This is a genomic window from Neisseria maigaei (genome assembly GCF_958267405.1).
Taxonomy (GTDB): domain Bacteria; phylum Pseudomonadota; class Gammaproteobacteria; order Burkholderiales; family Neisseriaceae; genus Neisseria; species Neisseria bergeri.
Window position 1 is genome coordinate 1 of sequence record NZ_CATQFT010000014.1, and the last position, 24948, is coordinate 24948.

A 24948-nucleotide genomic window follows, 5' to 3' on the forward strand; every position below is an offset into this window, starting at 1 on the left:
AGAAAACGATAATCAGCTTTGCAAAAATCCCCCCCCCCCCTGTTAATATAAATAAAAATAATTATTAATTATTTTTCTTATCCTGCCAAACCTTAACGGTTTGGCTTAACTTCCCTTCATACACTCAAAAGGACGAACAAATGAACGCCCCGTTTTTCCGTCTCAGCCTGCTCTCGCTTACCCTGGCGGCAGGTTTTGCCCACGCGGCAGAAAATAATGCCAATATCGCATTGGATACCGTTACCGTAAAAGGCGACCGCCAAGGCAGCAAAATCCGTACCAACATCGTTACGCTTCAACAAAAAGACGAAAGCACCGCAACCGATATGCGCGAACTCTTAAAAGAAGAGCCGTCCATCGATTTCGGCGGCGGCAACGGCACGTCCCAACATATGACCTTGCGCGGTATGGGTCAGAACTCTGTCGACATCAAGGTGGACAACGCCTATTCCGACAGCCAAATCCTTTACCACCAAGGCAGATTTATTGTCGATCCCGCTTTGGTTAAAGTCGTTTCCGTACAAAAAGGCGCGGGTTCCGCCTCTGCCGGTATCGGCGCGACCAACGGCGCGATTATCGCCAAAACCGTCGATGCCCAAGACCTGCTCAAAGGCTTGGATAAAAACTGGGGCGTGCGCCTCAACAGCGGCTTTGCCAGCAACGAAGGCGTAAGCTACGGCGCAAGCGTATTCGGAAAAGAGGGCAACTTCGACGGTTTGTTCTCTTACAACCGCAACGATGAAAAAGATTACGAAGCAGGTAAAGGCTACAAAAGTCCCAACGGCGGCAAAACCGTACCTTACAGCGCACTGGACAAACGCAGCTATCTCGCCAAAATCGGAACAACCTTCGGCGACGGCGACCACCGCATCGTGTTGAGCCATATGAAAGACCAACACCGAGGCATCCGCACTGTGCGTGAAGAATTTACAATCTTCGGGACCAATCCTACAACAGACAGGCAGAAACCCTCATACCGCGAAACCACCCAATCCAACACCAACTTGGAATATACGGGTAAAAACCTGGGCTTTGTCGAAAAACTGAACGCCAACGCCTATGTGTTGGAAAACGAACGCTATTCCGCCGATGACAGCGGCAGCGGTTACGCAGGCAATGTGGTCGGCCCTAACCATACCCAAATCACCACTCGGGGTATGAATTTCAACTTCGACAGCCGCCTTGCCGAACAAACCCTGTTGAAATACGGTATCAACTACCGCCATCAGGAAATCAAACCGCAAGCGTTCTTGAACTCGGAATACACCGACACCAATACCGCCCTGCAAAGTCTGGTACGCGGATACAGCCTGACCAACCCGACCAAAACGGATACCGGCGCGTATATCGAGGCCATTCACGAGATTGACGGCTTTACTCTGACCGGCGGACTGCGTTACGACCGCTTCAAGGTGAAAACCCATGACGGCAAAACCGTTTCAAGCAGCAGCCTTAACCCGAGTTTCGGCGTGATTTGGCAGCCGCACGAACACTGGAGCTTCAGCGCAAGCCACAACTACGCCAGCCGCAGCCCGCGCCTGTACGACGCACTGCTGACCCACGGCAAACGCGGCATCGTTTCCATTGCAGACGGCACCAAAGCCGAACGCGCGCGCAATACCGAAATCGGCTTCAACTACAACGACGGCACGTTTGCCGCAAACGGCAGCTACTTCTGGCAGACCATCAAAGACGCGCTTGCCAATCCGCAAAACCGCCATGGCGCGGCATTTAAAGAAACTGCCAACGCCGGCTACATCAAAAACCACGGTTACGAATTGGGCGCGTCCTACCGCACCGGCGGTCTGACTGCCAAAGTCGGCGTAAGCCACAGCAAACCGCGCTTTTACGGTTACGATACGCACAAAGACAAGCTGTTGAGCGCGAACCCCGAGTTTGGCGCACAAACCGGTCGCACTTGGACGGCTTCCCTTGCCTACCGCTTCCAAAATCCGAATCTGGAAATCGGCTGGCGCGGTCGTTATGTTCAGAAAGCCGTGGGTTCGATATTGGTGGCAGGTCAAAAAGACCGCCAAGGCAACTTGGAAAACGTTGTACGCAAAGGTTTCGGTGTGAACGATGTCTTCGCCAACTGGAAACCGCTGGGCAAAGACACGCTCAATGTCAATTTTTCGGTTAACAACGTGTTCAATAAGTTCTACTATCCGCACAGCCAACGCTGGAACAATACCCTGCCGGGCGTGGGCCGCGATGTGCGCTTGGGCGTGAACTATAAGTTCTAAAACGCACATCCCGAAAAAATGCCGTCTGAAAGCCTTTCAGACGGCATCTGTTCTGATAATTTGATATATAGTGGATTAACAAAAACCAGTACGGCGTTGCCTCGCCTTAGCTCAAAGAGAACGATTCTCTAAGGTGCTGAAGCACCAAGTGAATCGGTTCCGTACTATTTGTACTGTCTGCGGCTTCGTCGCCTTGTCCTGATTTAAATTTAATCCACTATAGATTATCATTTATCCTTTCTAAAGCCGTTCCGGTTTGTCCGACCGGCGGCTTTGCCCCAATATCCCCATTTTGGAGACACCCTATGTTGCGTTTGACCGCATTGACCCTCTGCACCGTCCTCGCCTTGGGCGCGTGTTCGCCGCAAAATTCCGACTCTGCCCCACAAGCCAAAGAACAGGCGGTTTCCGCCGCACAATCCGAAAGCGCGTCCGTTACCGTCAAAACCGCGCGCGGCGACGTTCAAATACCGAAAAACCCCGAACGTATCGCCGTTTACGATTTGGGTATGCTCGATACCTTGAGCAAACTGGGCGTGAAAACCGGTTTGTCCGTCGATACAAACCGCCTGCCGTATTTAGAGGAATATTTCAAAACGACAAAACCTGCCGGCACTTTGTTCGAGCCGGATTACGAAACGCTCAATGCCTACAAGCCGCAGCTCATCATCATCGGCAGCCGCGCCGCCAAGGCGTTTGACAAATTGAACGAAATCGCGCCGACCATCGAAATGACCGCCGATACCGCCAATCTCAAAGAAAGTGCCAAAGAGCGTATCGACGCGCTGGCACAAATCTTCGGCAAACAGGCGGAAGCCGACAAGCTGAAGGCGGAAATCGATGCTTCGTTTGAAGCGGCGAAAACCGCTGCTCAAGGCAAAGGCAAGGGTTTGGTGATTTTGGTCAACGGCGGCAAGATGTCGGCTTTCGGCCCGTCTTCACGACTGGGCGGCTGGCTGCACAAAGACATCGGCGTTCCCGCTGTCGATGAATCAATTAAAGAAGGCAGCCACGGCCAGCCTATCAGCTTTGAATACCTGAAAGAGAAAAATCCCGACTGGCTGTTTGTCCTTGACCGCAGCGCGGCAATCGGCGAAGAGGGTCAGGCGGCGAAAGACGTGTTGAATAATCCGCTGGTTGCTGAAACGAATGCCTGGAAAAAAGGACAGGTGGTTTACCTTGTTCCCGAAACTTATTTGGCAGCCGGCGGCGCACAAGAATTGCTGAATGCAAGCAAACAGGTTGCGGATGCTTTTAACGCCGCAAAATAATGAAACGGCGGCATTCGATGCCGTCTGAAACACGGATGCAAACCGTTTCCTGTGTTTCAGACGGCATTGCCCGATACGGGCGTTATCGCGGAAATGGCGGCAAGCGTTTTGATTGGAACTTGCCCCATCCTCTGCCCATACGGAGGCTTCAAACAAGGCTTTCCGCTCCGACGGTTCGGACTGCCTTGTTTGAATCTTCTACGCCGTAACACTTTTCCCTTCTGTTTATGACTGCCAAACCTTTTTCCCTCAACCTGACCAACCTCCTACTGCTGGCGGTATTGTTTGCCGTCAGCCTGTCGGTGGGCGTTGCCGATTTCCGCTGGTCTGATGTGTTTTCGCTGTCGGACAGCACCGAACTGATGCTGGTCAGCCGCCTGCCGCGCACGTTTGCGATTGTGCTGACGGGCGCGTCTATGGCGGTGGCGGGGATGATTATGCAGATTCTGATGCGCAACCGTTTTGTCGAACCTTCTATGGCGGGCGCGGGTCAAAGCGCGGCTTTGGGTTTGCTTCTGATGTCCCTGCTGCTGCCTGCCGCGCCGCTGCTGGCAAAAATGTCGGTTGCCGCCGTTGCCGCGCTGATCGGGATGTTGGTCTTTATGCTGCTGATCCGCCGCCTGCCGCCGACGGCGCAACTGATGGTGCCGCTGGTGGGGATTATTTTCGGCGGCGTGGTTGAGGCAGTGGCGACGTTTATCGCGTATGAGTTTGAGATGCTGCAAATGTTGGGCGTGTGGCAGCAGGGCGATTTTTCAAGCGTACTGCTGGGGCGGTACGAGCTGCTTTGGATTACGGGCGGTTTGGCGGTGTTTGCCTATCTGATTGCCGACCGGCTGACGATTTTGGGGCTGGGCGAGACGGTCAGCGTGAATTTGGGTTTGAACCGGACGGCGGTGTTGTGGTCGGGGCTGATTATTGTGGCTTTGATTACGTCGCTGGTCATTGTTACGGTCGGCAATATCCCGTTTGTCGGGCTGGTCGTGCCGAACATCATCAGCCGCCTGATAGGCGACAAACTGCGCCAAAGCCTGCCTGCGGTCGCCCTCTTGGGCGCGTCTATGGTTTTATTGTGCGACATTATCGGACGCGTGATTGTGTTTCCGTTTGAAATTCCGGTCTCTACGGTTTTTGGTGTGTTGGGGACGGCTTTGTTTTTGTGGCTTTTATTAAGGAAACCTGCTCATGCCGTCTGAAAAAAATATCGGTTTTATGGCAGGAAGCAGCCGTCCGTTGTGGGTCGCCTTTGCGCTGTTGCTGGTTTCCTGCGTCCTGTTTATGACGCTCAACGTCAAAGGCGATTGGGATTTTGTTTTGCAACTGCGGCTGACCAAGCTCGCGGCTTTGCTGCTGGTAGCGTATGCGGTCGGCGTGTCCACCCAGCTTTTTCAAACGCTGACCAACAATCCGATTCTGACCCCTTCGATTTTGGGTTTCGATTCGCTGTATGTGTTTTTGCAGACGCTTTTGGTGTTCGCACTCGGCGGCACGGGCTATGCTTCCCTGCCGTTGACGGGCAAATTCGGCTTTGAATTGGTCGTTATGATGGGCGGCTCACTGCTGCTGTTTTACACGCTCATCCGTCAGGGCGGACGCGATTTGCCGCGTATGATTTTAATCGGCGTGATTTTCGGGATTTTGTTCCGCAGCCTCTCTTCCCTGCTTTCGCGTATGATTGACCCCGAAGAATTTACGGCGGCGCAGGCAAATATGTTTGCCGGATTCAATACCGTCCACAGCGAGCTTTTGGGCATAGGCGCGCTGATCCTGCTCGTCAGCGCGGCGGTCGTTTGGCGCGAACGCTACCGCTTGGACGTACACCTTTTAGGGCGCGACCAAGCCGTCAATTTGGGCATCAGCTACACGCGCAACACCTTATGGATACTGCTTTGGATTGCCGCATTGGTGGCGACGGCAACCGCCGTGGTCGGCCCCGTAAGCTTTTTCGGGCTTCTCGCCGCCTCGCTTGCCAACCACTTTTCCCCGTCCGTGCGCCATTCCGTCCGCCTGCCGATGACGGTTTGTATCGGCGGCATCCTCTTGGTCGGCGGACAGACCGTATTCGAACACTTCTTGGGCATGAAGGCGGTATTAAGCGTGGTGGTCGAATTTGCGGGCGGACTCGTTTTCCTCTATCTCGTTTTAAAACACAAAAAATGACGGATGCCGTCTGAACGGCAGCCCGCCTCCGAAAGGACAAACCATATGACGAAAGAACGTTTACCCGAATTTTTCGACCGCGCCCCGACGCTGACCGTACAAGACCCGCTTGCCGCCTTTCTCGGCGCGGCCGAAAACGGCATCCTCACTTACCGCTACGCCGATGCCGTGCGCCTGTGCGGACATTCCTGCCCGACCGTCGCGGGCGCGTACCTGATGGTTATCAAAGGTCTGAAAGCCCTTTACGGCGAAGAGCTGCCCGAACGCGGCGGCATCGAAGCCGCCATGCAGGGAACGCGCGACGAAGGCACGGTCGGCGTAACCGCGTCCGTCGTCCAACTCCTCACCGGCGCAGCCCCCGAAACCGGCTTCGGAGGCATCGGAATGCAGGGACGCTTTGCCCGCCGCAACCTCTTATCCTTTGGTGCGGGCGAAATCAACGGCACACTGACCCTGCGCCGCAAAGACAACGGCAAAACCGTCGCCGTCGGCCTCAACGCCGCCCTGCAACCCTTTGCACCCGAAATGCGCGAACTTATGCCCAAAGCCGTCAGCGGCAGCGCAAGCCCCGACGAACTCAAACAATTCGGCGAACTTTGGCAAGAACGCGTCCGCGCCTTCCTGATTGACCAAGCCGACAACCCCGAATTTGTCACCGTCAAAGAAATCTAAAACGTCATAATCAATAAGTTTCAGACGGCCTTAAAACTCAAGGCCGTCTGAAACCCCAATTTCCTATTTTCGGACCCGCCTATGATTACCATCCGCAACGTCAGCCACACCATCGGCAGCAACCCCATCCTCAACGACGTCAGCCTCGACATTCCCGAAGGCGGCATTACCGCGCTGATCGGTCCGAACGGCGCAGGCAAGTCCACCCTCCTCTCCTTTATGGCACGGCTTCAGCCTCTGGTACACGGCGACATCAGCTACGCAGGCAAAGACATCAAAACCACCCCTACCGCCGAACTTGCTCGCACGCTCTCCATCCTCACCCAAGAAAACAGCATCATGAGCCGCATTACCGTGCGCGACCTGCTCATGTTCGGCCGCTATCCCTACCATCAAGGCAGGCCGTCTGAAACGGATAAAACCATCGTCGAAGAAGCGCTCGCCGAGTTCCACCTGCAAGACTTTGCCGACCGCTACCTGACCGAGCTTTCCGGCGGCCAACGCCAACGCGCCATGATTGCGATGGTGTTCTGCCAAAGCACCGACTACGTCCTTTTGGACGAACCGCTGAACAACCTCGATATGTATCACGCCCGCTCGCTCATGCAGATTCTGCAAAAGCTCACGCGCGAACACAAACGCACTACCGTCGTCGTATTGCACGACATCAACCAGGCCGCCGCCTACGCCGACCACGTCGTCGCCATGAAAAACGGCAAAGTCGCCCTGACCGGCACGCCCGAAGAAGTGTTCACCGTACACAACATCAAAGAACTGTTCGACATGGATGTGGACGTACTCGACTACGAAGGCAAAAAACTCATCGTCCACCATATCTGAAGCTCAAAAAGAAAATGCCGTCTGAAAGGCTTTCAGACGGCACTTCCATTCCAAACGCTCAAACCGCCGCGTCCGAACGTTCGCCCGTGCGGATACGGATTGCCTCCTCGACCGGCAGCACAAAAATCTTGCCGTCGCCGATTTTGCCCGAACGCGCCACCTCGACAATCACGTCAATCGCGCGTTCCACAGCGTCATCCGCCAACACCAGCTCGATTTTGACCTTGGGCAGGAAATCGACGGCGTATTCCGCGCCCCGGTAAATCTCCGTATGCCCCTTCTGCCTGCCGAACCCTTTGACCTCGCTGACGGTCATGCCCGTAATGCCGATTTCCGTCAACGCCTCGCGCACGTCGTCGAGTTTGAACGGTTTGACAATCGCCTCGATTTTTTTCATGATTGTTCCTTTAGGATTCCATATTTGCATCTACGGAAATTCTTGAGTCGACATCCTGCGGGGATTACTGTCCGATAAAACAATGTGTTTGACATGCAAAACATACATATCAATGCTTCGTTGCTAAAATTGTTCGATTATGAACATTACAAAAGAAACAGCAGCCAAAAAGACGAAAATCCATGTCCAATACCGGTTGCGCAGAAAAAACAAGCTTGAGTTGTCTCTCACGCCGATTATTTCTCCTGTTTCATTGTCAGTATAGGTTTTTACTTTATCGGAAATAAACCACTTACTAAAGAAGTAGTTGCAAAGTGCAGCAATACAAAGGCTTAACATAAAAACGAAATTTGAGGAAATTGCATCTTTCAACCAATCTCCCAAGGCAGAACCACAGATAACTCCGATAATCAGAGACAAAACAACCAAAAGCCCCTTCCCACTCCAAACAATAAACATTGCATAACTCCTTCTTAGCTTGTCCAAACAATTTCAAAAGCGGACGTGATTTTACTATATTTCAGAATATAAATCACATTTCTCAGAACGCGACTGACATGACAAAGGTTTTTACATTGATTGTATTTGTAAAATTGTAAACATTTTTTCGCTTACACGCGCTAACGAAACCGTCCTTTTCGCGTATAATGACATTTTCCCAACCGCATTTGAGAGCCGAATTATGTCTGTTGTGTTGCCCTTGCGCGGCGTTACCGCCCTTTCCGATTTCCGTGTTGAAAAACTCTTGCAAAAAGCCGCCGCACTCGGTCTGCCCGAAGTCAAATTAAGCAGCGAATTTTGGTATTTCGTCGGCAGCGAGAAAGCACTTGATGCCGCGACTGTCGAAAAACTGCAAGCCTTGTTGGCGGCGCAAAGCGTTAAAGAAACGCCCGAAGCGCGCGAGGGCTTGCATTTATTTTTGGTAACGCCCCGTTTGGGCACGATTTCGCCGTGGGCTTCCAAGGCAACCAATATCGCGGAAAACTGCGGTTTGGCAGGCATCGAACGCATCGAGCGCGGCATGGCGGTGTGGCTGGAAGGTCGTCTGAACGACGATGAGAAACAGCAATGGGCGGCTTTGCTGCACGACCGCATGACCGAATCCGTATTGCCCGATTTTCAGACGGCATCCAAATTATTCCACCATCTCGAATCCGAAACCTTCTCTACCGTCGATGTTTTGGGCGGCGGTAAAGAGGCTTTGGTCAAAGCCAATACCGAAATGGGTTTGGCACTCTCCGCCGACGAAATCGATTATCTGGTTGAAAACTATCAGGCTTTGCAGCGCAATCCGTCCGATGTGGAGCTGATGATGTTCGCGCAGGCAAACAGCGAGCACTGCCGCCACAAAATCTTCAACGCCGATTTCATCCTCAACGGCGAAAAACAGCCGAAATCCCTTTTCGGCATGATACGCGATACGCACAACGCGCATCCCGAAGGCACGGTCGTCGCTTATAAAGACAATTCGTCCGTAATTGAAGGCGCGAAAATCGAGCGTTTCTATCCGGATGCGGCGGAAAACCAAGGCTACCGTTTCCACGAAGAAGACACGCATATCATCATGAAAGTGGAAACGCACAACCACCCGACCGCCATCGCGCCGTTTGCGGGTGCGGCAACGGGCGCGGGCGGCGAAATCCGCGACGAAGGCGCGACGGGCAAAGGTTCGCGTCCGAAAGCGGGTCTGACCGGCTTTACCGTGTCCAACCTCAACATCCCCGACCTCAAACAGCCGTGGGAACAAGACTACGGCAAGCCAGAACACATTTCCTCGCCGCTGGACATCATGATTGAAGGCCCCATCGGCGGCGCGGCGTTCAACAACGAATTCGGCCGCCCGAACCTCTTGGGCTACTTCCGTACCTTTGAAGAGAAGTTTGACGGTCAGGTTCGCGGCTATCACAAACCGATTATGATTGCGGGCGGCTTGGGCAGCATTCAGGCGCAGCAGACGCATAAAGACGAAATCCCCGAAGGCGCGTTGCTGATTCAACTGGGCGGTCCGGGTATGCTTATCGGCTTGGGCGGCGGCGCGGCTTCTTCAATGAATACCGGCACAAACGACGCGTCTTTGGACTTCAACTCCGTGCAACGCGGCAACCCCGAAATCGAACGCCGCGCGCAGGAAGTCATCGACCGCTGCTGGCAGCTCGGCGACCAAAACCCGATTATCTCCATCCACGACGTGGGCGCGGGCGGCCTGTCCAACGCCTTCCCCGAACTCGTCAACGATGCCGGACGTGGCGCGGTATTCAAGCTGCGCGAAGTGCCGCTGGAAGAACACGGTTTAACGCCTTTGCAAATTTGGTGCAACGAATCGCAAGAGCGTTATGTGTTGTCGATTTTGGAAAAAGATTTGGATGCCTTCCGCGCCATCTGCGAACGCGAACGCTGCCCGTTTGCCGTGGTCGGCACGGCGACCGACGACGGCCATTTGAAAGTACGCGACGATTTGTTCTCCAACAACCCCGTCGATTTGCCGCTGAACGTTTTGCTTGGCAAACCGCCCAAAACCACGCGTACCGACAAAACGGTTACGCCGTCTAAAAAACCGTTTAACGCGGGCGATATCGACATTACCGAAGCTGCCTACCGCGTTCTGCGCCTGCCTACCGTAGCGGCCAAAAACTTCCTGATTACCATCGGCGACCGCAGCGTCGGCGGCATGACCCACCGCGACCAAATGGTCGGCAAATACCAAACCCCCGTAGCCGACTGCGCCGTTACCATGATGGGCTTCAACACCTATCGCGGCGAAGCGATGTCTATGGGCGAAAAACCGACCGTCGCCCTGTTTGACGCGCCCGCCTCGGGCAGAATGTGCGTCGGCGAAGCCATCACCAACATCGCGGCGGTCAACATCGGCGACATCGGCAACATCAAGCTCTCCGCCAACTGGATGGCGGCGTGCGGCAACGAGGGCGAAGACGAAAAACTCTACCGCACCGTTGAAGCCGTTTCCAAAGCCTGTCAGGCATTGGATTTGAGCATCCCCGTGGGCAAAGACAGCCTGTCGATGAAAACCGTATGGCAGGACGGCGAAGAGAAAAAATCCGTTGTTTCGCCGTTGAGCCTGATTATTTCCGCGTTCGCGCCGGTGGAAGACGTACGCAAGACTGTTACGCCCGAATTGAAAAACGTCGAAGACAGCGTATTGCTGTTTGTCGATTTGGGCTTCGGCAAAGCGCGTATGGGCGGCTCGGCGTTCGGTCAGGTGTACAACAATATGAGCGGCGACGCGCCCGATTTGGACGACACAGGCCGTCTGAAAGCGTTTTACGGCGTGATTCAACAGCTTGTTGCCGAAGACAAACTCTTGGCGTATCACGACCGCAGCGACGGCGGCTTGTTTGCGACACTGGCGGAAATGGCGTTTGCGGCACGGTGCGGGTTGAATGTGGATTTGACTTCACTGGTTGCCAGTCAAGCCGATGTCAACGAAGCCAGCATACGCGCATTGTTCAATGAAGAGCTGGGCGCAGTAATCCAAATCGCCAAACAAGATGTTGCGGCAGTAGATGCCTTGTTTAAAGCGGCAACGCTGCCCTTGCATACCGTTGCCACCATCGGTTCTGACGAAAAAATCGTTATCCGCAATCAGACAGGCATCGTGTTGGAACAAAACCGTGCCGACCTGCAACGCGCATGGCAGGAAACTTCTCACGCCATCCAAAAACTGCGCGACAACCCCGCCTGCGCCGACAGCGAGTTCGCACTGATTGGCGACAACGGACGCAGCGCATTGTTCGCCGACGTGAAATTTGACGTGAACGAAGACATCGCCGCGCCGTTTATCAACAGCGGCGCGAAACCCAAAATCGCCATCCTGCGCGAACAGGGCGTGAACGGACAAATTGAAATGGCCGCCGCCTTTACCCGCGCCGGATTCGATGCCTACGACGTACATATGTCCGACCTGATGGCAGGCCGCGTCCACCTTGCCGACTTCAAAATGCTGGCGGCGTGCGGCGGTTTCAGCTACGGCGACGTACTCGGCGCGGGCGAAGGCTGGGCGAAATCGATTCTGTTCCACTCCGCCTTGCGCGACCAGTTCGCCGCCTTCTTCGCCGACCCAAACACGCTGACATTGGGCGTGTGCAACGGCTGTCAAATGGTCAGCAACCTTGCCGAGATTATCCCGGGCGCAGAGGCATGGCCTAAATTCAAACGCAACTTGAGCGAACAGTTTGAAGCGCGCCTGAGTATGGTTCACGTCCCCAAATCCGCGTCGCTGATTCTGAACGAAATGCAGGGCTCCAGCCTGCCTGTCGTGGTCAGCCACGGCGAAGGCCGCGCCGACTTCGCACTTCACGGCGGCAATATTTCCGCCGATTTGGGCATCGCGCTGCAATATGTGGACGGTCAAAACCAGGTTACCCAAACTTACCCGCTCAACCCTAACGGCTCGCCGCAGGGCATCGCCGGTGTGACCAACGCCGACGGCCGCGTTACCATTATGATGCCCCACCCCGAACGCGTGTACCGTGCCGCACAAATGAGCTGGAAACCGGAAGGCTGGACGGAACTCTCCGGCTGGTACCGCCTCTTTGCCGGTGCAAGAAAAGCCTTGGGCTAACCGCCCTACTCAAACCAATGCCGTCTGAAGAATATTTCAGACGGCATTCCGGCATACCATCCTTTAAACGGCATCCGTCCACCGAGGAACACTCATGAAAATCACACCCGTCAAAGCCCTGACCGACAACTACATTTGGATGATACAGGAAGGCAACCATGCCGCCTGCGTCGACCCCTCCGACCCCACACCCGTATTGGAATTCCTCGTACGCAACCGACTCATGCTCGCCCAAACATGGGTAACTCACCCCCACCCCGACCACGAAGGCGGTGCTGCCGCACTGTGGCGCGGCTACATGGAATCGCCCGTTTACGGTGAAACCGACATCGAAGCAGCAACCCACACCGTAACCGCAGGCACACAATTCACCTTCGGCGACGGGCAGGTTACCGTTTGGGCAACCCCCGGCCACACAGACCGCCACACCAGCTACCTCATGGAAACTTCAGACGGCATACACGTCTTTTGCGGCGACACCCTGTTTTCCGCCGGCTGCGGCCGCGTGTTCACCGGTACGGTCGAACAGCTTTACGACAGCTTCCAACGGTTCAACCGCCTGCCTGAAAACACCCTGTTCTATCCGGCGCACGAATACACCGCCGCCAACCTGCGTTTCGCCGCCCATATCGAGCCGGACAACGCCGACATTCAGACGGCACTGAAAGCGGCAGAACACACGCCCACCCTGCCCGTTACCCTCGCGCACGAACGCCGCGTCAACCCGTTCTTACGGACAGAAATCCCCGCCGTCCGCCAACGTGCCGAAGCCCTGGTCGGCAAAACGCTGAACAGCGGTTTGGCGGTCTTCGCCGCCCTGCGCGAACTGAAAAACGCCTACCGCTGACCTGCCCTCCGAAAAATGCCGTCTGAAACCCGCGTTTCAGACGGCATTTGCGTTAAAAATAGTAAACCGTTCCAAAAGGGAGTAGAATAGTGCCGTTTCCAACCCTGCGCCTGTACCGTCAGGCTTTTATTATGGACCTTCCCAGTTCGTTTTTACTGAACGCCCCTTCCGATTCCAAACGACAATAACCATCCCGCCGAAATGCCTCCCCGCACACGGCGGGCGGAGCATTTATGAGCATCGAACACACTCCTCCGACACACGACGGCGAAACCGGTCAAAACCATACCGAACGCCCTTCCGCCGATTTCGACCGTGTCCACTCCCTCTGCGAAATCCTCGAACCTGCTTTTGAACAAATCGAAAACGGTACACCGCTCGAAGACGCGCCGCTGCGCGACAAGCTGACCGAGCTGACCGTCCTCTTGAGCGAGCTGCACCCTGCCGACGTGGCGGCGGTATTGGAATCGCTGCCGCCGCGCGAACGCAATATCGTCTGGATTCTGGTCAAACCGGAAGACGACGGCGAAGTGCTGCTGGAAGTGTCCGATGCAGTCCGCGAAACACTGATCGAGTCGATGGACAAGGACGAATTGTTGGCGGCGGTCGATGATTTGGACGCGGACGAATTGGCGGAGCTGGCAGACGATTTGCCGCACCAAGTGGTTTATGAAGCCTTACAGACGCGCGATGAGGAAGAGCGCGCCCAAGTCAAGGCGGCAATGTCCTACGAAGACAACCAAGTCGGCGCAATTATGGACTTCGAGTTGGTCAGCATCCGCGCCGATGTCGCCTGTGAAGTGGTGCTGCGCTATCTGCGCCGCTTCGACAGCCTGCCCGACCATACCGACAAGATTTTCGTCGTCGATGAAAACGACGTGCTGCAAGGCGTGCTGCCCATCCGCAAACTTTTGGTCGCCGATCCTGAAGACTTGGTGGAAAACGTGATGGCGAAAGATGTCGTGCGTTTCCGCGCCGAAGACGATGTGGAAGAAGCGGCGCAGGCGTTTGAACGCTACGACTTGGTTACCGCGCCCGTCGTCGATGACGGCAAAAGGCTGATCGGCAGGGTAACCGTTGACGAGATGGTGGACGTGATCCGCGAAGAATCGGAAGCGGATATGCTGAATATGGCAGGTTTGCAGGAAGAAGAAGATTTGTTCGCCCCCGTGTGGGATTCTGTGAAAAACCGCTGGATGTGGCTCGCCGTCAACCTCTGCACCGCCTTCCTTGCCAGCCGCGTCATCGGCGCGTTTGAAGGCAGCATCGAAAAAATCGTCGCACTCGCCGCGCTGATGCCCATCGTCGCCGGTATCGGCGGCAACTCGGGCAACCAGACGATTACCATGATTGTCCGCGCCATGGCGATGGGGCAACTGACAGGCATGCAGGCAGGCAGGCTGTTGAAAAAAGAAGTCGGCGTCGCCTTGGTCAACGGCATTATCTGGGGAACCGTCATGGGCGCGGTTTCATGGCTGCTCTACGGCAGCCTCGGCATCGGTTTGGTCATGGTTGCCGCGATGACGCTCAACCTCCTGCTGGCGGCAACGGTCGGCGTGCTGATTCCCGTCATTATGGATAAGTTCGGACGCGATCCCGCACTGGGCAGTTCGGTACTGATTACCGCCGTTACCGACTCCGGCGGCTTCCTGATTTTCTTGGGTCTCGCAACCCTGTTCCTGCTTTAAATGCCGTCTGAAACACATGAAAATGCCGTCTGAAACACCCTGTGGGGATTTTCAGACGGCATTTCACTATACTACCCGCCGATGTTCCGCCAAAGGCGGAGAAAAGAAAGCAGAAACAACTCGCCTCGATTGGCGAGGGTTATTAGTAAAACTCAATCTTACAATCTGATAGAGCATATATTCTACCGTCCGAAAGTTCTATATTATTTTCAGAGATTTTACCTGTCAATAAACCTAACTGCTCTGCCCCTTGTTCTATTTGTTTCCGCCACCCCTCAATATCTCCTTTATAAGATAATCCGTGAAATAATTCATTGGTCGGTAGCCTTAGTTTGCAATTTTCCGATATTACTCCTCCACTTTGAGCTATTTCAAACAAAGAAGTTACTTTATCAAATAATGATTGCTTCTCAACAGCTCGGCTACTTTTTGTGAAAAAATCCTCTCCGTCATCAGAAATATATAGGTGTTCTCTTCCCTCTACTTTTATTGTTCCTGGAATATGTCTATTAATTGTACTCATTATTATGGTGTTATATTAATCTCTACTTATCTTTGTTGTTACACAAAATTATTGGACGGTATGTCGGGACTGCTCTCGGGCAACTCCGACCACATCCGCACCGAACAGAGCATTGACATCGGTTTCGTCAAACACATATTTGCTGTGGCAAAAATCGCAATCGACTTCGATGCTGCCCTGTTCCGCCACCACGCCGCCGACTTCTTCCCCGCCCAGCATCAGCAGCATATCGCTGACCTTGCCGCGCGAACAGGTGCATGAAAATTCAAACGTTTCCGGCTCGAACACGCGCGGCGGCGTTTCGTGGAACAGGCGGTATAAAACGTGTTGCGCGTCCAATTCTGCCAGCTCGCCCGCCGTCAGCGTGCGCGCCAGCGTACTGACGTGTTCCCATGCCTCTTCATCCAACACATCTTCAGGCAGACGCTGCACCAGCAGACCGCCCGCCGCTTCGCCGCTTGCAGACAGGACGATGTGCGTATCAAGCTGTTCGGAACGTTTCATATAGTTCACCAACATTTGCGCGATACCGTCGCCTTCCAAAGGCACTACACCCTGCCAGGGTTCGCCGTCTTTGGGCTGCAGCGTCAGCACGAATACGCCGCCCTCGCCCAAAAGATCGACGAGGCTTTCGTCATCGGCTATTTCTGTGGTTTCGTCCCACCGCGCGGTCGCACGGACAGTACGGTCGGAAGTTGCCTCGGCAACCAGCATTTTCAGCCGCCCTTGCCCCTGAACCTGCACAATCAGCGTGCCTTCGTTTTTAAGGTTGCCCGACAGCAACACACCCGCCGCCAACAACTCGCCCAAGGCGCGGCGGATGGCGGAAGGATAGTTTTTCTGCTTCACGATGTGCTGCCACACGTTTTCCAGACGGACGTGCAGCCCGCGCACGGGCATATCGTCGAAGATAAAACGGGTACGTACATCGGCATGGCGGATATTTTGATTCATTATTCTCTCTGATTGATTGTTCGGATGGCGGATATATGGTTGCGGTCGGCGCGAAAACAAGGCGGACGGCGGGTGCGTTTCCCAAGTTCTCAATAAATTATATAAAAATCAAAATATTAACTCAATCTAACAAGCCGTTTTTTGCCAAACAGCCGTTTTTTTATATACAATCAACAAGATATTTTCGACTGATACAGCATAACATCGCACGGCGGCACGATGCCTCCTGCGCGGAAACACCGATATGGATTCTTTTTTCAAACCGGCAGTTTGGGCGGTTTTGTGGCTGATGTTTGCCGTCCGCCCCGCCCTTGCCGACGAGTTGACCAACCTGCTCAGCAGCCGCGAGCAAATTCTCAAACAGTTTGCCGAAAACGGGCAATACACCCAAACCGCCCGCACTAATAATGACCGTACTTCAGGTTCCGCCGACGAACTTATCGGCAATGCGATGGGGCTTTTGGGTGTTGCCTACCGCTACGGCGGCACATCGGTTTCTACCGGTTTTGATTGCAGCGGCTTCATGCAGCACATCTTCAAACGCGCCATGGGCATCAACCTGCCGCGCACGTCGGCAGAACAGGCGCAGATGGGTACGCCGGTTGCCCGAAGCGAATTGCAGCCCGGGGATATGGTGTTTTTCCGCACGCTCGGCGGCAGCCGCATTTCCCATGTCGGGCTTTATATCGGCAACGACCGCTTCATCCACGCGCCGCGCACGGGGAAAAATATCGAAATTACCAGCCTGAGCCACAAATATTGGAGCGGCAAATATGCGTTCGCCCGTCGGGTCAAGAAAAACGACCCGTCCCGCTTTCTAAACTGATTTCCCAAGGAATACGCAATGAGTATGCCCGAAATGCCCAAATGGTACGACGATGACGGACAGATCGTATCCTGTACCGAAAAGGTCAAAGTGATGACCGAAAATATGTCCGAACTGTATCAGACGGCACAGGATGCGTTTGAAGACGCGCTGCTGATGGGTTGCGGCGAACGTCAGTTGCGCGATTACCTGCTCGCGCTGATTGAAGGTTTGGAAAATCCCTACCGCAAAGTCTGAACACGCCCCGGTTGCTGCGGCACGGTTTATCCGTGCCGTTTTTGCGTTTGTGCGCGGCTTCGGCTTTTCAGACGGCATATTTGACGTTATGATTAAACAGTTAACAAAATTTATCACAACGCCGTCAAAAGACAGACACACAACATGAACATCATCCGCGCGCTCCTCATCATCCTCGGCTGCCTCGCCGCCGGCGAAACCGCCGTTTTCCTAGCAGGCATCAAACTGCCCGGCAGCATCGTCGGCATGGGCGTGCTGTTTGCGCTTTTACAGGCGGGTTGGGTCAAAACGTCTTGGCTGCAACAGCTTACCGACGCGCTGATGGCGAATCTGACGCTGTTCCTCGTGCCGCCCTGCGTGGCGGTCATCAGCTATTTGGATTTGATTGCCGACGATTGGTTTTCGATACTGGTTTCCGCCTCCGCCAGCACTTTGTGCGTACTGCTGGTTACAGGCAAGGTTCACCGCTGGATACGGAGCATTATCTGATGAACGAAATCCTCAGGCAGCCCAGCATCCTGCTTTTCCTCACGCTTGCCGTGTACGCGCTTGCGATTATCGTGCGCACGCGCACGGGCAATATCTTCTGCAACCCCGTACTCGTCAGCACTATCGTGCTGATTGCCTACCTGAAAATCCTCGGTATCGATTATGCGGTGTACCACAACGTCGCGCAATTCATTGATTTCTGGCTGAAACCCGCCGTCGTCGTGCTTGCCGTCCCGCTCTACCAAAACCGCCGTAAAATCTTCAACCAATGGCTGCCCGTCATCGTTTCGCAGCTTGCGGGCAGCGTTACGGGCATTGTTACGGGGATGTATTTTGCCAAGTGGCTGGGCGCGGAACGCGAAGTCGTCCTCTCGCTCGCGTCCAAATCTGTTACCAATCCCATCGCCATCGAAATCACCCGCTCCATCGGCGGCATTCCAGCCATTACCGCCGCCACCGTCATCATTGCCGGACTGGTCGGACAGATTGCCGGTTACAAAATGTTGAAAAACACAGTCGTTATGCCCTCGTCCGTCGGAATGTCGCTCGGCACGGCTTCACACGCGATGGGCATTGCCGCCTCGCTCGAACGCAGCCGGCGTATGGCGGCATACGCGGGGCTGGGGCTGACGTTCAACGGCGTACTGACCGCGCTGATTGCGCCGCTGATTATCCCCGTTTTGGGGTTCTGAACCCGTTTCAGACGGCATTTCAGCCCATGCCGTCTGAACGCCGACACACTCGCAAGGAGAACCGTTATGGCTGTCAACCTGACCGAAAAAACCGCCGAACAACTACCCGACATCGACGGCATTGCCCTCTACACCGCCCAAGCAGGCGTGAAAAAGCCCGACCATACCGACCTGACACTGATTGCCGTAGCCGCCGGCAGCACCGTCGGTGCAGTCTTCACGACCAACCGTTTCTGTGCCGCACCCGTCCACATCGCCAAATCGCACCTTTTCGACGAAGACGGCGTGCGCGCCCTCGTCATCAATACGGGCAACGCCAACGCGGGTACGGGCGCACAGGGCAGAATCGATGCTTTGGCAGTGTGTGCCGCCGCCGCCCGGCAAATCGGCTGCAAACCGAACCAGGTGCTGCCCTTCTCCACCGGCGTGATTCTCGAACCGCTGCCTGCCGACAAAATCATCGCCGCCCTGCCCAAAATGCAGCCTGCCTTCTGGAACGAAGCGGCACGCGCCATCATGACCACCGACACCGTGCCCAAAGCCGCCTCGCGCGAAGGCAAGGTCGGCGACAAACACACCGTCCGCGCCACGGGCATCGCCAAAGGCTCGGGCATGATTCATCCCAATATGGCGACCATGCTCGGTTTCATCGCCACCGATGCCAAAGTTTCCCAACCCATCCTCCAACTGATGACGCAGGAAATCGCCGACGAAACCTTCAACACCATTACCGTTGACGGCGACAGCAGCACCAACGACAGCTTCGTCATCATCGCCACCGGCAAAAACAGCCAAAGCGAAATCGACAACATCGCCGACCCGCGTTACGCCCAACTCAAAGGATTGTTGTGCAGCCTCGCGCTCGAACTCGCCCAAGCCATCGTCCGCGACGGCGAGGGCGCGACCAAGTTCATCACCGTCCGCGTCGAAAACGCCAAAACCCGCGACGAAGCCCGCCAAGTTGCCTACGCCGTGGCACGTTCGCCGCTGGTCAAAACCGCCTTTTTCGCGTCCGACCCCAACCTCGGCAGGCTGCTCGCCGCCATCGGTTATGCCGACGTTGCCGACCTCGATACCGACCTTGTGGAAATGTATCTCGACGATATTTTGGTTGCCGAACACGGCGGACGCGCCGCAAGCTACACCGAAGCACAAGGGCAGGCGGTGATGTCGAAGGACGAAATCACCGTCCGCATCAAGCTGCATCGCGGACAAAGTGCCACCACCGTCTATACCTGCGACCTTTCGCACGGATACGTCTCCATCAACGCCGACTACCGTTCCTGACCCGACACGGCTTCAGACGGCATACATAAAATGCCGTCTGAACCGCCGGACAACATACCATGACCTCCACACTCCCCCGCCGCCTCGCCCACAAAATCCGCCAAACCCGCCGCCTGTCGCGCAAAAGCATCGCCTTTCTGTTCCTTCTGGCAGGTTCGGCACTCGTCGCCCTGACCGCGCTGTTTTTTGCCCATCTTGCCGATTTTGCGCTGGAACTGAACGCCAAACTGGTTCAACAATACCCGTGGTTCGCATGGATTGCCCTGCCGCTGGGACTGCCCGTCATCGTCTGGTTCACGCGCAAATATGCGCCATACACATCGGGCAGCGGCATTCCGCAGGTCATCGCCTCGCTGTCGCTGCCCTACGGCGCGCAAAAAACACGGCTGATCCGCCTCAAACCGACACTGCTGAAAATCCCGCTCACCTTTTTGGGCATGCTGTTCGGTGCATCCATCGGACGCGAAGGCCCGTCCGTTCAGGTCGGCTCGGCAGTGATGGGGGCGTGGGGCGCGTGGTGCAAAAAACACGGTTTGGCATTCAAAGGGATGCAGGAAAACGATTTGATGGCGGCGGGCGCGGCAGGCGGTTTGGCAGCCGCATTCAACGCGCCTTTGGCAGGCGTGATTTTCGCCATTGAGGAACTCGGGCGCGGCATCATGTTGCGCTGGGAGAGGCAGATTCTTTTGGGCGTGCTCGCCTCCGGTTTCATACAGGTCGCCATTCAGGGCAACAACCCGTATTTTTCGGGTTTCAACGGCGGCGTTTTGGAAAATATTTTGATGTGGGTCGTGGCGGCGGGGCTGGTTTGCGGCGCGGCGGGCGGTCTGTTCGGACGGCTGCTCTATCAGGGTGCAGCGGCATTTGCACCACGCAAGATACGCGGCTTTATCCGCAACCGTCCGCTGCTGCTGGCGGCACTGATGGGGCTGCTGCTCGCCCTGCTCGGCACGTTCTACCAAGGCAAAACCTACGGCACCGGCTACCACGAAGCCGCCCAAGCCCTGCACGGCATCTACGAAGCCCCCGTCGGGCTGGCGGCGGCAAAATGGCTCGCCACCGTATTCAGCTATTGGGCGGGCATACCGGGCGGCATCTTCACCCCCTCGCTGACCATAGGCGCGGTTTTGGGCGAGCATATCGCCGCCATCGCCGACATATCGCAGGGTGCAAACATCATCGTCCTCATCTGCATGGCGGCATTTTTGGCGGGCGCAACACAATCGCCGATTACTTCCGCCGTCGTCGTCATGGAAATGACCGGCGGGCAAAGCCTGCTGTTTTGGATGCTGATTGCCTGCATTTTCGCCTCGCAGGTATCGCGCCAGTTTTCGCCACGTCCGTTCTACCACGCATCGGGAATGCGCTTCCGCCAGCGCGTGCTTCAGGAAACCGCCGCCCAAACCGGCAATGCGTCCGCAAAGCCGCAAGCCGCAAACAGCAAAACGGGAATGCCGTCTGAAAATTAAAACGCCCCCGATCAAACGCCGGCAGCCGCCCCTTCACACAGCCGGGACGGGACGCAGGGCAAACCGCCTTGATTCGGATACCGTTCCGCCGCCACTTGAAATTTCAGCAACAATGCCGTCTGAACGACAGCATGCGGTTTTCAGACGGCATTTCCCCATCCCGATATTGCCCGAACCCAACCAAAGCGTTTGCTATAATTTCATTTTTACCCTAACCGCACACAAATATGTCCCCCGACTTCTCCCAAACCCTCTCCAAAGACCGCCACTTCCTGCAATCCGCCTTCAAAAATCCCAACAAATACGGCGGCTTGTCCAAAGTCGAAGAAAAATACCGAAAATCGCACGAAATCTTTTTGAAGCGTTTGGCCGCCTTGCCCAAACCTGAGTTCGACAACACTCTGCCCGTTCACGAAAAGCTCGAAGAAATCAAAAAAGCCATTGCTGAAAATCAGGTAACGATTATTTGCGGCGAAACCGGTTCGGGAAAAACCACGCAGTTGCCCAAGATTTGTTTGGAACTCGGACGCGGGGCGGCGGGGCTAATCGGGCATACCCAGCCGCGCCGTTTGGCGGCGCGTTCGGTGGCGGAGCGGATTGCCGAAGAGCTGAAATCCGAAATTGGCAGCGCGGTGGGCTATAAGGTGCGTTTTACCGACCACACCTCGCGCGATGCCTGCGTCAAGCTGATGACCGACGGCATCCTGCTGGCGGAAACGCAGACCGACCGTTATCTCGCCGCCTACGACACGATTATCATCGACGAAGCGCACGAACGCAGCCTGAACATCGACTTCCTCTTGGGCTATTTGAAACAACTGCTGCCGCTCCGCCCTGATTTGAAAGTCATCATCACCTCGGCAACTATAGACGCAGAACGCTTCTCCCAACACTTCAACGGCGCGCCCGTGCTGGAAGTGAGCGGGCGCACCTACCCCGTCGAAATCCTCTACCGCCCGCTGACCAGCAAAGACGAAGACGACGCGGAAGTGGAGCTGACGGATGCGATTGTCGATGCGGCGGACGAATTGGCGCGACACAGCGAAGGCGATATTTTGGTATTCCTGCCGGGCGAGCGCGAAATCCGCGAAGCCGCCGAAGCCCTGCACAAATCCACACTGCGCCGCAACGACGAAATCCTTCCCCTATTCGCACGCCTGTCGCACGCCGAACAGCACAAAATCTTCCACCCCACAGGCGCGAAACGCCGCATCGTGTTAGCAACCAACGTCGCCGAAACCTCGCTCACCGTGCCGGGCATCAAATACGTCATCGACACCGGCCTCGCGCGCGTCAAACGCTATTCCGCACGGGCGAAAGTGGAGCAGCTTCATGTCGAAAAAATCTCCCAAGCCGCCGCACGCCAACGCTCCGGCCGCTGCGGACGCGTCTCCGCAGGCGTGTGTATCCGACTGTTTTCAGAAGAAGATTTCAACAGCCGCACCGAATTCACCGACCCAGAAATCGTCCGCAGCAACCTCGCCGCCGTCATCCTGCGCATGGCAGCGTTGAAACTCGGCGACGTAGCGGCATTCCCATTTTTAGAAATGCCCGACTCGCGGTACATCAATGATGGGTTTCAGGTGTTGCTGGAATTAGGGGCGGTGGAAGCCGTCTGAAAACAGGCTACCTGGAAGCGAAAAATAGCCTACACTCTATAACCTACATCATATGAATTGAAGGATAAATATATGGTTAATAAACCGCGTTTATTTGGATTAACCAACTCAAACCGAGATTTTTCTTTAAAAGATACTTGGGGGAAAAATCAATTTAACTCATCATTTCCCATTGCATTATGCTGCTATATGGCAAGCAAAGAGATTGATGTCAACTATTTGATTTCAAAAAATAATCAAATTAAATGTCAATCCATTTCTGTCAATGAAGTCTTTGGTATCGAAGCAGATAGCCAAGATATATTTTTTGCATTTGAAACTGCCCACACACCTTTTGCAAAATATGTAGTCGGGTCATTGCCAAGAACGGATATTGTTATTCAAAATATCCGTACAGGGCAATGTTTAACAGGTTTGGAAATAAAGTTAACTGCTTTGCCGGACCATACAACATGCCATCTGTCTGATGAATTTTTTGGTAGCGAAATTGTTATACGCCCTGATAGCATAGTTTATTTGGCTTGTAGCATTGCTGAAAATTTTGGTCAAAATTTGAATGAGTTGATTGTTACGTCTGAAATTTCGGAAGAGACAGATTGGTCTGATCCAAAACAGGTTATTCCGCTTTTCAGCGATATTTCTATCACTTTACATAACCTATGCAGAAATGAAACTGCTATTCAAAAGCCATTTTTAATACAACCAGTTTGGAAAACCATAGGGAAATCTCCCAGATTGGCAGAAAATTGTTTAGATGTATTTGTATGGAGCGATTTGGCTTTTGTTAGGTTTATACTTTCCATTGCTGATTTATCTGAAAATTGTTTAAAGATTACTCGACCAACTCGTACAGCAATTTGGCTGTATAAAATGCTGTTGGATATTTGTCAAAGTGGGAAATTCAACCATGAACAAATTATCGATACCTGCTCTTTCAATACAAAAAATGATAAAGCATTTGCTTCATCGGGACAGATAACTAATCCGTTTATGAGAAGCACAAGGTTAGAAACACCAATTATTTTAAAATCAGAAATCAAAAAAATTATTTTAGGCGGGGGGCAGGAATTGCTCAGCCCCGAAAGACGTTTTGATGCCATTCTTTATAATTCTCCTGAGTTGTTCTTATGAAATGTATTGATTTATTTGCAGGTTGTGGCGGTTTGTCTTTGGGGTTCGGGCAAGCAGGCTTCGAAGTTTGTGCAGCTTTTGAAAAATGGGATAAGGCAATCGATATTTATAGAAAAAATTTTAACCACCCTGTCTACGAAACTGATTTAACCGATGAACAAACAGCAATTTCGCAGATTTTGAATTATCAACCCGACTTGATCATGGGCGGTCCGCCTTGCCAAGATTTTTCCAGTGCAGGAAAAAGAGATGTTACTTTGGGGCGTGCTGATTTAACTTATCATTTTGCCAATATCGTCTGTTCAGTCCACCCAACTTGGTTTGTGATGGAAAATGTGGAGCAAATTAAGAAAAGCCATATTTTGCATGATGTGATTGAACAATTCAGGCAGGCAGATTATGGGCTGACTTCTGTTATTTTAGATGCTTCCTATTGTGGTGTACCGCAAGCGAGAACCCGTTTTTTCTTAATAGGAAAATTGGGGGAAAAACATAATTTCCTTACACCGATTTTAACTGATCGCTTGGCGGAGAAACCGATGACAGTCCGAGATTATTTGGGTAATTCTTTAAATCTCGAGCATTATTACCGCCACCCGAGAAACTATAACCGACGCGGTATATTCTCTATTGATGAACCTAGTCCGACAATTCGTGGGGTTAACCGTCCTATTCCCAAAGGTTATCAACTGAATAATTGCGACCCGCAAGGCATTGAGTTATCCGAAGTCCGACCACTTACTACCATAGAGCGCAGTTATATCCAAACTTTTCCAGAAAATTTTGTGTTTACAGGAACAAAAACGGATTTGGAACAGATGATAGGAAATGCGGTACCAGTTAATTTGGCTAAGTTTATTGCCGAATCTATCCAAAAATTTATAGAAAACCCACTGGTAAAAAGATATGAAAACACCGATTTGTTTGGAGCAAACGATAACTGTTTCATACTGGCTGACAAGGCTTTACATAGGGATATAAGATATTAAGTTTGAATTATATTTAAGGTTTCATATCAAACCAG

General features: G+C 53.8%; 23 protein-coding genes and 1 pseudogene. 19 read left to right on the forward strand and 5 right to left on the reverse strand.

Annotated elements, in window-relative coordinates:
- Nucleotides 1-140: 140 nt before the first annotated feature.
- Nucleotides 141-2243, forward strand: a complete 2103-nt coding sequence (gene fetA / locus Q3O06_RS04650) for a TonB-dependent siderophore receptor FetA/FrpB (protein ID WP_301817907.1) — start codon at nt 141-143, stop codon at nt 2241-2243.
- A gap of 159 nt (nt 2244-2402) precedes the next feature.
- On the opposite strand, the pseudogene Q3O06_RS04655 reads toward fetA, so the two are convergent.
- Nucleotides 2403-2465: pseudogene (locus Q3O06_RS04655) on the reverse strand (transposase); the annotation flags it as partial.
- 83 nt (nt 2466-2548) lie between these two features.
- Between Q3O06_RS04655 and Q3O06_RS04660 the strand changes: the two are divergent.
- The 6 genes from Q3O06_RS04660 to Q3O06_RS04685 all read left to right on the forward strand — a co-directional run bounded on the left by Q3O06_RS04660 (nt 2549) and on the right by Q3O06_RS04685 (nt 7186).
- The gene (locus Q3O06_RS04660) at nt 2549-3514 is read left to right on the forward strand and encodes a siderophore ABC transporter substrate-binding protein (RefSeq protein WP_301817908.1); all 966 of its coding nucleotides are present in this window, start codon (nt 2549-2551) and stop codon (nt 3512-3514) included.
- Between the two features lie 17 nt (nt 3515-3531).
- Nucleotides 3532-3723 (forward strand): hypothetical protein, encoded by a 192-nt coding sequence (locus Q3O06_RS04665; protein ID WP_153559804.1) that lies wholly within the window; start codon nt 3532-3534, stop codon nt 3721-3723.
- An 18-nt stretch (nt 3724-3741) separates the two neighbouring features.
- Nucleotides 3742-4710 carry an ABC transporter permease gene (locus Q3O06_RS04670; protein WP_301817909.1) on the forward strand — a complete coding sequence of 323 codons (969 nt, stop codon included), beginning with the start codon at nt 3742-3744 and terminating at the stop codon, nt 4708-4710.
- Nucleotides 4700-5674 (forward strand): iron chelate uptake ABC transporter family permease subunit, encoded by a 975-nt coding sequence (locus Q3O06_RS04675; RefSeq protein ID WP_301817910.1) that lies wholly within the window; start codon nt 4700-4702, stop codon nt 5672-5674. The genes Q3O06_RS04670 and Q3O06_RS04675 overlap by 11 nt, the downstream gene beginning before the upstream one ends.
- A gap of 45 nt (nt 5675-5719) precedes the next feature.
- The gene (locus Q3O06_RS04680; protein WP_301817911.1) at nt 5720-6346 is read left to right on the forward strand and encodes an FmdE family protein; all 627 of its coding nucleotides are present in this window, start codon (nt 5720-5722) and stop codon (nt 6344-6346) included.
- Nucleotides 6347-6427: 81 nt separating this feature from the next.
- A complete protein-coding gene (locus Q3O06_RS04685; protein WP_301817912.1) occupies nt 6428-7186 on the forward strand; it encodes an iron ABC transporter ATP-binding protein in 759 nt (252 codons plus the stop codon).
- A 58-nt stretch (nt 7187-7244) separates the two neighbouring features.
- Here the strand turns inward: Q3O06_RS04685 and Q3O06_RS04690 are convergent, their stop codons facing one another.
- Together Q3O06_RS04690 and Q3O06_RS04695 are read right to left on the reverse strand one after the other, a co-directional pair.
- Nucleotides 7245-7583, reverse strand: a complete 339-nt coding sequence (locus Q3O06_RS04690; RefSeq protein WP_002218119.1) for a P-II family nitrogen regulator — start codon at nt 7581-7583, stop codon at nt 7245-7247.
- A 123-nt stretch (nt 7584-7706) separates the two neighbouring features.
- Nucleotides 7707-8042: a hypothetical protein gene (locus Q3O06_RS04695; RefSeq protein WP_301817913.1), complete on the reverse strand. Its 336-nt coding sequence runs from the start codon at nt 8040-8042 to the stop codon at nt 7707-7709.
- 223 nt (nt 8043-8265) lie between these two features.
- Here Q3O06_RS04695 and purL point away from each other — a divergent pair, with 223 nt between their 5' ends.
- The 3 genes from purL (at nt 8266) to mgtE (ending at nt 14697) form a co-directional block, all read left to right on the forward strand.
- The gene (gene purL, locus Q3O06_RS04700; RefSeq protein WP_301817914.1) at nt 8266-12162 is read left to right on the forward strand and encodes a phosphoribosylformylglycinamidine synthase; all 3897 of its coding nucleotides are present in this window, start codon (nt 8266-8268) and stop codon (nt 12160-12162) included.
- A 94-nt stretch (nt 12163-12256) separates the two neighbouring features.
- Entirely contained in the window at nt 12257-13009 is a 753-nt protein-coding gene (gene gloB, locus Q3O06_RS04705) for a hydroxyacylglutathione hydrolase (protein ID WP_301817915.1), read from the forward strand.
- Between the two features lie 233 nt (nt 13010-13242).
- Nucleotides 13243-14697: a magnesium transporter gene (gene mgtE, locus Q3O06_RS04710; RefSeq protein WP_301817916.1), complete on the forward strand. Its 1455-nt coding sequence runs from the start codon at nt 13243-13245 to the stop codon at nt 14695-14697.
- A 142-nt stretch (nt 14698-14839) separates the two neighbouring features.
- Here mgtE and Q3O06_RS04715 read toward each other — a convergent pair whose 3' ends face one another.
- Complete coding sequence (locus Q3O06_RS04715; protein ID WP_118820172.1) at nt 14840-15220, reverse strand: hypothetical protein; 381 nt, start codon at nt 15218-15220, stop codon at nt 14840-14842.
- A 48-nt stretch (nt 15221-15268) separates the two neighbouring features.
- Nucleotides 15269-16174: an Hsp33 family molecular chaperone HslO gene (gene hslO, locus Q3O06_RS04720; RefSeq protein ID WP_301817917.1), complete on the reverse strand. Its 906-nt coding sequence runs from the start codon at nt 16172-16174 to the stop codon at nt 15269-15271.
- Between the two features lie 244 nt (nt 16175-16418).
- Here hslO and Q3O06_RS04725 point away from each other — a divergent pair, with 244 nt between their 5' ends.
- From Q3O06_RS04725 to Q3O06_RS04765, 9 genes are all read left to right on the forward strand, one after another.
- Nucleotides 16419-17000 carry a C40 family peptidase gene (locus tag Q3O06_RS04725; RefSeq protein WP_003754635.1) on the forward strand — a complete coding sequence of 194 codons (582 nt, stop codon included), beginning with the start codon at nt 16419-16421 and terminating at the stop codon, nt 16998-17000.
- A gap of 18 nt (nt 17001-17018) precedes the next feature.
- On the forward strand, nt 17019-17237 hold the full coding sequence (locus Q3O06_RS04730) for a hypothetical protein (RefSeq protein ID WP_250314637.1): 219 nt from the start codon (nt 17019-17021) through the stop codon (nt 17235-17237).
- A 144-nt stretch (nt 17238-17381) separates the two neighbouring features.
- On the forward strand, nt 17382-17726 hold the full coding sequence (locus Q3O06_RS04735; protein WP_002219918.1) for a CidA/LrgA family protein: 345 nt from the start codon (nt 17382-17384) through the stop codon (nt 17724-17726).
- Nucleotides 17726-18418 carry an LrgB family protein gene (locus Q3O06_RS04740; protein ID WP_301817918.1) on the forward strand — a complete coding sequence of 231 codons (693 nt, stop codon included), beginning with the start codon at nt 17726-17728 and terminating at the stop codon, nt 18416-18418. Before Q3O06_RS04735 ends, Q3O06_RS04740 begins: the two co-directional genes overlap by 1 nt.
- 66 nt (nt 18419-18484) lie before the next feature.
- Nucleotides 18485-19705, forward strand: coding sequence for a bifunctional glutamate N-acetyltransferase/amino-acid acetyltransferase ArgJ (gene argJ, locus Q3O06_RS04745; protein ID WP_301817919.1), 1221 nt, complete (start codon nt 18485-18487; stop codon nt 19703-19705).
- A gap of 59 nt (nt 19706-19764) precedes the next feature.
- Nucleotides 19765-21174 carry a chloride channel protein gene (locus tag Q3O06_RS04750; RefSeq protein ID WP_301817920.1) on the forward strand — a complete coding sequence of 470 codons (1410 nt, stop codon included), beginning with the start codon at nt 19765-19767 and terminating at the stop codon, nt 21172-21174.
- A 227-nt stretch (nt 21175-21401) separates the two neighbouring features.
- On the forward strand, nt 21402-22793 hold the full coding sequence (gene hrpA, locus Q3O06_RS04755) for an ATP-dependent RNA helicase HrpA (RefSeq protein ID WP_301817921.1): 1392 nt from the start codon (nt 21402-21404) through the stop codon (nt 22791-22793).
- 72 nt (nt 22794-22865) lie between these two features.
- Nucleotides 22866-23924, forward strand: a complete 1059-nt coding sequence (locus Q3O06_RS04760; protein ID WP_219199758.1) for a HindVP family restriction endonuclease — start codon at nt 22866-22868, stop codon at nt 23922-23924.
- Nucleotides 23921-24913: a DNA cytosine methyltransferase gene (locus Q3O06_RS04765; RefSeq protein ID WP_219199757.1), complete on the forward strand. Its 993-nt coding sequence runs from the start codon at nt 23921-23923 to the stop codon at nt 24911-24913. Before Q3O06_RS04760 ends, Q3O06_RS04765 begins: the two co-directional genes overlap by 4 nt.
- Nucleotides 24914-24948: the final 35 nt, after the last annotated feature.